The sequence below is a fragment of the Microcoleus sp. BM001215392 genome (assembly GCF_036700185.1).
Classification (GTDB): Bacteria; Cyanobacteriota; Cyanobacteriia; order Cyanobacteriales; family Microcoleaceae; genus Microcoleus.
Window position 1 is genome coordinate 1 of the sequence record NZ_JAUBOJ010000345.1, and the last position, 8451, is coordinate 8451.

4 protein-coding genes are annotated in these 8451 nt (G+C 46.3%); all 4 read right to left on the bottom strand.

Going from position 1 to position 8451, the window contains the following annotated elements:
• Positions 1-354: 354 nt before the first annotated feature.
• The 4 genes from QT974_RS27065 to QT974_RS27080 all read right to left on the bottom strand — a co-directional run bounded on the left by QT974_RS27065 (position 355) and on the right by QT974_RS27080 (position 8221).
• Positions 355-660, bottom strand: a complete 306-nt coding sequence (locus QT974_RS27065; RefSeq protein ID WP_333471499.1) for a hypothetical protein — start codon at positions 658-660, stop codon at positions 355-357.
• Positions 661-1385: 725 nt separating this feature from the next.
• Positions 1386-5897 carry a response regulator gene (locus QT974_RS27070; RefSeq protein ID WP_333471500.1) on the bottom strand — a complete coding sequence of 1504 codons (4512 nt, stop codon included), beginning with the start codon at positions 5895-5897 and terminating at the stop codon, positions 1386-1388.
• Between the two features lie 596 nt (positions 5898-6493).
• Positions 6494-7570, bottom strand: coding sequence for an RNA-guided endonuclease InsQ/TnpB family protein (locus QT974_RS27075; protein WP_333471501.1), 1077 nt, complete (start codon positions 7568-7570; stop codon positions 6494-6496).
• Between the two features lie 9 nt (positions 7571-7579).
• Complete coding sequence (locus QT974_RS27080) at positions 7580-8221, bottom strand: IS607 family transposase (RefSeq protein ID WP_333471502.1); 642 nt, start codon at positions 8219-8221, stop codon at positions 7580-7582.
• Positions 8222-8451 lie beyond the last annotated feature (230 nt).

An 8451-nucleotide genomic window follows, 5' to 3' on the forward strand; every position in this document is an offset into this window, starting at 1 on the left:
ATATGGGATTATAACTAATAACTTATATGCGGTCATGCTTCTTCCGGCTTCAAAAACCAGATGCACCGGGACTTTAGTCCTCTGGAATGAGAGTTAAATAGGGTGCATCTCTATGAGTGCAAGGGCTCTCGCATTTCGGCACATAATTTATGAGTGAGAACCAAAGATTTACTGCCGAAATGCTTCGCCCCTACGAATATATTTGCACAAATGAGATGCACCCATTAAATAACTTACAATTTTTATTGTGATTGTGGGACGGACTCTCCCGCCCATCCCACAAATATGTGTAAATTATTTAATTCGCGATCCTCAGTTATTGTAGGGTGCATCACCAGCTATTTGATGAATCTATCAACTTAACTGATCGATCAAATATCTCCCTCGATCTCCTTTGATGAGTAATCCCACTTCGAGATAGGGGTTATTATTGAGCTCAATAATAACCCCTCGATCGGTTTCCTCGATCGCCACACCTGCAACTGTATCTGTCGTCGAAATATGTGTATAAGCGATATCTCTTACCCAATATTTCGTGTACGAGAATGTAACGTCCCGATAGGACAACCCAACAACCTTCCATTCTTCTGATAAAACCTCATAGGGAGGATTATCAATAGAAAATGTCTGCCCGATTGTTAGCTTTTCAATGATGTCCATAACCTTGTGCAGTCGTTCGGTTTGTTTACAAGATTTCTTGAAAGGTGCAGGTGCGTCGCTATGAAATTTTCGATTTTGATGCAGAGATTTTTCTCGGGCGACACACCCTACGACTGAATATTGTCATAAGGTGCAGGTACGTCGCTATGAAATTTTCGATTTTGATGCAGAGATTTGTCTCGGGCGACACACCCTACTAATACTATAAAGCTTACTTTGTCAGCTTTATAGCTTACTTGTCACCCCGACAGTCAAAAACCGGGTTTATTGGGTTTTGATGCGTCCTGGACTGAATATTTAACATGGTTTCCGGGGCAGTGGTGAGGATTAGGGAACCATTTACACTTAATGATGCCACCGGATAGCTTTTCTAACTTAGCAGGAGTGTGCCCTGCACCGAATATATCGAGGTTGAGATTGAGGGCTACTTTCGCGGCGTAAGCAATGTAAAAAGTACAAGGTATTGATACAGAAAATATTACTATTTTAGCAATTAGATTATTATCCATAATATATATGTCGTTTGTTTTGATTCAACAGTTTCAGGAAAAAGGTTTCATTCACATCCTATTTAACGGCTGATTTTCCAATCCATCTATCATCTTCCTCTGAGAATTTAACTATTTTTTTATTCAGATCGAGCGAATCAGGATTTATTTTTTTGGCTACCGTTACTGAATACATTTTATCTAGAATATGCTAGATAATTTGTTAATTGTCAGTGGTTAATTATTCTGCATTGTCTCGCTGTATTGCCGTTCCATTTTCATCGCCGTTTCAACTCTTTGATACTCGGCCTCAACCTGTTTTAATAGCTCTCGGGCCGGAGCAGGTAAAGCTTGGTTCGCCTCTGTTCCGATGCGGCCCATGATTTCGAGTTGCTCGCACAACTCAAACAAGCCAAAAGCACCGAGGGTACCGCTGATCGACTTCAAAGAGTGAGCATCCCGCCGCAAAGCTAGCGGATCGGCGTTGGAGATCGCCACAGAGATGCCTTGCAGCAGTTGGGGAGCTGTTTCGAGGTAAAGGTCGATCGCCTCCTCTAAAGCTTCTATATCCCGCAATCCTTCTATAATCTTGGCACTCAGACAACCAGGGCTTTCTGACAGGGCGCGATCGAGATTATTTAATTCACTCCCATTGACGGCTGGGGGCGAATTAAAACTTGTCTGTTGTGTATTTCCCGCCACAGCCCCATTCGATCGCGCTTCTAACTCATTTTCACTGGTTTTTTCTATCTGTTCAATCTGAGAGTTCACACCATAATTTGACCCAGGGCGATCTCCCGACCCGTGGGAGCGAGATTTACAGGCGCTCAAAGCTCGCACCAACTCCTCAATCTCGATCGGCTTGCTCAAATAATCGTCCATCCCCGCCGCCATGCACTGTTCGCGATCGCCCTGCATCGCATTGGCCGTCATCGCCACAATCCAAGGACGAGTCGATTTTTGATTTTTGATTTTTGATTTTTGATTATTTGCGGAGACTTCTGATTCTACTGTGGGATTTTCTGGGGATTTTAGATTGTGAGATGGCTGATTATTTGCCGCCACTGCTGATTCTGCCGCGGGATTTTCTAAGGTTAAATTTGCTGAAAATTCTTCGCGGATGTGGCGGGTAGCTTCTAAACCGTCCATTTCCGGCATTTGCACGTCCATCAGCACCACATCGTAAGGCTGGCGGCGCAAAGCTTCGATCGCTTCGATGCCGTTTCCAGCCACATCCGCGCGATACCCCATCCGCTGCAAAATTTGCAAAGCCACTTTCTGATTCACCAAATGATCGTCAGCCAACAGAATCCGCAGAGGTAATTGGTCGGCCAGCACGGGTATGCTTTGCAAGAAAGGCCCGCTGGTACGCTGGACTCTAATTTCAGTGGCCTGTTCCCCAAAAATATTGATTAAAACATTGTAAAGCTGAGATTGTTTGATCGGTTTGTTTAAAAAAGCAGCAAAATGCACATCAATCGCAGCACTGTTAATTTCTTGTCTGCCGATCGAAGTTAGCATGACTAACGGCAACTTTTGGCAATCTGGATACTGCCGAATTTGTGCAGCCAAAGCCAACCCGTCCATGGACGGCATTTGCATATCCAAAATTGCCAAGTCAAACACCTCTTTAGCCGCGATCCAATCTAAAGCCAAACTAGGCGAAGCTGAAGCCCTAGCCACCATTCCCCACGACTGAGCTTGCAGAGTCAAAATTTGGCGGTTGGTAGCATTGTCATCGACAATTAAGACTCGCTTTCCAGCTAATTCAGGTTGAGAATTGCTCAAGTTAACGGGCAATAAACTGCTGCACCCAGCAACGATCGTGCTGAAATAAAAAGTAGAGCCGACAGAATTGGGATTTTGGCTGTGCGGCTTGTTGCTGAGCAAACATTTGCTAGATCCATATTTTTCTGTGATTTCGCAAGATTCTCCCCATCCCCAATCAAAAACGGCCGGTTGAAAATCTGCCGGAGGATTGCCCGCCAGACAGCCCATACTTTGCACCCACATCCTGCCGCCCATCATTTCGGCTAAATGTTTGCTAATTGCCAAACCCAATCCGGTACCGCCGTAGTGGCGGCTGGTTGAAGAATCAACCTGGCTAAAAGATTTAAACAGTCGATCCATGCGATCGCCCCGAATCCCGATCCCAGTATCTTTAACCGCAAATTGTATTTCGTATGCTTGGTTAATTCCTAGTGGTTCGCCATTAATTACTGACGATTCTCGATCGTCTATCGCTGACACTGAAATCTTTTTGGCACTCACCGAAACCACCACTTCTCCTGCTTCGGTAAATTTCACAGCATTGCTGAGCAAGTTGATTAAAATTTGCCTCAAGCGGGCGCTGTCGCCGAGGGCCGTTGGTGGTACGGAGCGATCGATCAAGTAACCCAATTCCAGTTTTTTTTGTGCGGCCTTGGCAGCTACCAGGTCGAGAGATTCCTCTATGCAAGTGCGGATGTCAAATGGATGTTCCTCCAAGTCCAATTTACCCGACTCTATTTTAGAAAAATCTAGAATATCGTTGATCAGGGTGAGCAAGGCATCGCCGCTGCTGCGGATAGTTTCTACAAAATCGCGCTGTTCGCGAGTTAAGGGCGTATCCAGCAGCAAGCCGGTCATGCCGATGACTCCATTCATGGGAGTGCGAATTTCGTGGCTCATAGTGGCTAAAAATTCGCTTTTGGCTCTGGTAGCAGCTAGTGCTTCGTCGCGAGCTTTTGCCAAGTCTACGCCTGTTTGCTGGCGTTCGAGTTCGCTTCCCACCCATTGAGCCATCAGTTTCACCAACTCTCTGTCTACAGGTCGGAAAGGTTCTGTCAGAGAAGTCCCTGAACAGAAGCACAGAGTACCGTAAACTTCACCCGCGACATTGACCGGAATGCCCATGTAAGCTTCGATTTTGAAAGCAGGATCGTCGGTGTTGAAGCACAAACCGGCAAACATGGCAGACTCAAAGTACATCGGTTCTTTTGCCATTGCTGTAGCTGCGCAAAAGGTTTTTTCTAGATCGTAGATTTGATTTGGGACGATCGACCCATCGCTACATTCAACAGCCATGATTTGATATTTGTCGCCTTGAATGCGCGACAAAATTCCCACCGACAGCTTTAACTGGCGGCATCCCACGATCAGCAGTTCCTGGAGGCGCAAATCAAAGGTAGAGAGGCGGCCGAGCGGATCTGTACGGGGAGTTGAAGTCACTTGGTACAAAGCTTTAATCGCCGCTTCACTTTCTCGCAGTTCTTGTTCTGTTTGCTTGCGCAGGCTGATGTCGCGGGAAATGCCGATAATTTCTTGTACTGAGCCAGTTTCCGGATCGCGGATCGTGCGGCTGGTGGTTTCAAACCAAGTATATTTGCCGTCTTTGCGGCGAATGCGGTAGGTGAGGGTGTAAGTAACTGGCAGCGCCAGCACCTTCGAGTGAGCTCTGGCGACGGTTTCTAAATCGTCGGGGTGAAAATAATTGTTGGGGGTGCTCCCGACGAGTTCTGAAGGTTCGTATCCCAGCAAAGCAAAGCTGGCGGGCGATACGTAAACAAACACGCCTTCGGGGTTGTGTCTGGTGATCATGTCGGTTGAGTTTTCTGCCATCAACCGATACCGGTTTTCGCTCTCGTTGCGTTCGAGTTGAGAATTCCCCAATGCTTCTAGCATTCGGTTGATGTCGTCGGCTAAGCTCGCGATTTCATCGGCTCCGGATATCTGAACCCTCAAGTTTGCGTCGCCGTTGGCTGCGATGTTGCTGACGCTAGTGCTCAAGTCTGCCAATCTTGCCAATACTAAATTTTCTAGCAACAGCAGGGCGATCGCGCTAAATACTAAACCTACTGCCAAGATCGAGAAAGTAAACAGCTCTAGCGTCGCCTCACCTTGGCGAGAGATTACTCGGTCTACTTCTACTCGCAGCAGCAGAGCTAGCTTGCCCCGGATGTCCCGAATCAGGGCGTATCCTGCGACTACGCTGTCGTTGAGCGGCTCGACTAAAATTTCTACTGATTTGAGGTTAGAAATTTTGAGTTTGAGATTGTCCAAATCTTGCGGCCCGGGCACCTGAACCCTAGCGCCGTAACCGGGGTAGTTTGTGGCTCCGACTTTAAAATCTAAACTCGGCAATCTAAAATCCACTGACAGGTGAGTCAGTTCCGAAAGCAAACCGATTTCGGTGTTGTCGAGGTAGCGTGCTAGGATCAGCGTCCCCCGCTCTGGGCCTTGGGCGTTGCTGTTGACGATCGGCTTGGAGGCGATCAGCAGCGTGGCTTCTGGCAGGATCAGGACGCCTGTTTTGGTGGCGAACCGATCGCCCTGCTGTGTCGAGGACTCTCGCAGCGCGTCGCTCAATTGCTGTTGTAAGCTTTTGGAAATCGGGATTTCCCTTTGCGATTTCAGGTCAAAACCTTTGTTGAAGATCATCTTTCCGCTGGAGTCCAGCAGCACCATTAAGTTTAGTCTCAAGGAAACAAATGTCGAATCCACGAAATTTGACTTGACAAATTCCTCATTTCGTGTATTTACAAAAGAGTAAGTATCGTCCCACTGAGCGTAGTCTTGGGCGCTGGTGTTTAAATTTGACAAGTCGTCATCTAGGGCATCTAAAGCCCGCGCGACATCCTGGCGGACGTACTGTACCTCCAGGTTATGAAAATCGTGCAGCAAAATCGTAGATGCAGTGGCATAGAGAACCACAATCAGGCTGATCAGCGCTGCACCGATAATTAGTAGTGTTTTTTTTCGGAGTTGCATGGCGTCGTCCCCCCTTACGGTGCTACTAGGTAACTAGCCCGGGGAGGTTTGAGACGTAGGTTGTTTAGCATTGGCGATCGCAGGGCCTGCGTGTTTTGACGCTGAGTGGGCGGACTGGGAAAAGCCCTTGGTGTTTCCAAGGTATCGGGTATTATACCCCCCACAGCCAGTGTAGTATTTTCACACCTTTAGTTCCCTATTATGCACAACCGATCGGCTGTTCGTGATGACCCGACGATCGGCATTTTCAAAAGAAACGGGCGATCGAACTCAAAAAAAGTTGCCGTATTATACTCGCGCAGCGCACAGTTAGTTGACAGAAGGGGCGTGCTGGGTTGAGAGCGCTCAGTACGCGCTACAGCTAAAAAAATATTGGGCTCCGATCGCGCTGGCGCCCGATCGGGTTACTTCGATAAAAATGTTGTGAGGCTAACAGTTTTTTGGGGGAGGATCTGTCTTTTGCTTTACGGTTCGATGTTCCGAATGCAAGTCCGCATTCATAAATGACGCTTTCTGCTACACAAATACTAGACAAGTCTAGACATTTGCTTCTTACTTCATCGGGAGCATGGGAGCGGCTATCCCTCAGTAAGCTTTCACGGTTTAGCCAACCGCGATAAATTAATTGCTGCGTTCAAATCCCTGTCCATAGAATGACCACAACTTCCGCAATTGTACGTCCTTTCTTTGAGTGGCATTTCTTGAATATGTCCACAGCTTGAACAGGTCTTACTCGACGGGAACCAGCGGTCGGCAACGATTATTTCACAGCCCAACTTTTTCGCTTTATATTCTAGCTGACGTTTGAACTCGTGGAATCCACAATCAGCTATTACTTGAGCCAGTTTATGATTAGCCAACATCCCAGAAATATTTAAATTCTCTACTACTATTTTTGCGTGGTTTTTGCATAAGTAAGTAGTGATTTGGTGCAGGGTATTCTTTCTGAGATTTGCTACCTTAGCGTGATGCCTTGCTAGTTGAATTTTTGCTTTATACCTATTCTCAGAACCTTTGACCTTTCTAGCGAGAACTCTCGACAATCTCTTGAGTTTTGCGAGATGCGCTTTATAGTGTTTTGGGTTCGGAAATACTACGCCAGTTGAAAGCGTAGCCAATTCTTTTACTCCCAAGTCAACTCCTACGACATCGTGTTGCTTTATAGTTGGTTCATACTCCTGCTCGTAAGCAAAGGCAATAAACCAACTGTCGGCAGTCCGCGAAATAGTAATTGATTTGCAGGTCGTGTGAGGCAATCCTTCGTAGGTTTTTACCCAGCCGATTGTCGGCAACTTTATAGATGTACTGCCCACGGGGATAGGCTTACCGCCTGCATCAATGGTGAAAGTGTCGTGATGTCCCTTCTTTTTAAATCTGGGATATCCACTTTTTTTCGAGAAAAACCTAGAGAACGCATCACCTAAATTATCAAAAGCATATTGAGTTATCTTTTGACAGATTCCCGTCTCCTTAATCCATGTGAACTCAGGCTTTACATGGTTGTTAAAGAACTTCTTGAGTAGGTACTTATTAGGCTTCAATCCATCTTTGTAAAGGTCGCTCCAAGTTGCCAATCCCCAATTGTAAGTAAATCTCGCTATTCCAGCGTGTTTACCCATAATTGTCGCTTGACTTTTACTTAGTTTTAACTTTGTTTTGAGGGACAAAAGCATTGTTCAACCTCAACACTGTATTTCTCGATCGCTCAATTCTGCTAGATATTGTACTGGTTTGTCAATAGCATTCTTTAGGTTTTCCTTGATTTCTTTGGAGTAATTTCGTAGACCGTATAATCGGCAAGAGAAACAGTGAATTATCGCCATTAAATCTTCCACTAATTCATGTTGAGGTGACAACGATAATTGATTGGCGACCACAATTTCGCACCCAACCGACGTGGCAAGCTCTTGGATGAATTCAAAGGCAAAACGGCACATCCTGTCTTTATGTGCAATTACGATTATTGATATTTCACCTTTGAGCATTGACAGCATAATTGCTAGAAACTTTTTCCTCTTAAAGTTTAGTCCTCCCCCAATTTCTGACACCCAATCATCGACCGTCAATCCTCGACCCAGGCAGAAAGCCTCCATTGCTAGCATCTGATTTTTGAGTTCCGGCTTCTGTCCACTGGACGAAACTCGACAGTAGACGACTGTCTTTCTGTTGGCCTCTATGGGCTTCAATCCGTTGGCTATCAAGAGATCGTCTTCGGTGTAGAACCGATGACCCGATAGGGTGCGTTTGGCCGGCAACCTTCCCGAAACGTCCCAGCGTTGCAGTGTTTTTACCGACAATCCCAGTTTTTTTGCAAATACGCGCAAGTTTGAACAAAATGGTACACCGTATGCTTGTCTAACAGTGTACCATTTTGTCCATTTATTCGCTACCTAGAGACTACCTCCGAACCATCGAACCAGTTTTATAATAGTGGAGCGAGGCGACACGAGCTTACCAGAAACACCTCACCGCTCTTGAGAAGCGCGATCGCAATTCTGTTTTGTTTTACGGTTCGATCGTTCGGAATGCGAGTCCTTTCTTGGATGCGGACTCG

Bases quoted from the DNA above. Each gene is read 5' to 3' on its own strand.
- QT974_RS27065 (WP_333471499.1), bottom strand. From the start codon at position 660: ATGGACATCATTGAAAAGCTAACAATCGGGCAGACATTTTCTATTGAT.
- QT974_RS27075 (WP_333471501.1), bottom strand. From the start codon at position 7,570: ATGCTTTTGTCCCTCAAAACAAAGTTAAAACTAAGTAAAAGTCAAGCG.
- QT974_RS27070 (WP_333471500.1), bottom strand. From the start codon at position 5,897: ATGCAACTCCGAAAAAAAACACTACTAATTATCGGTGCAGCGCTGATC.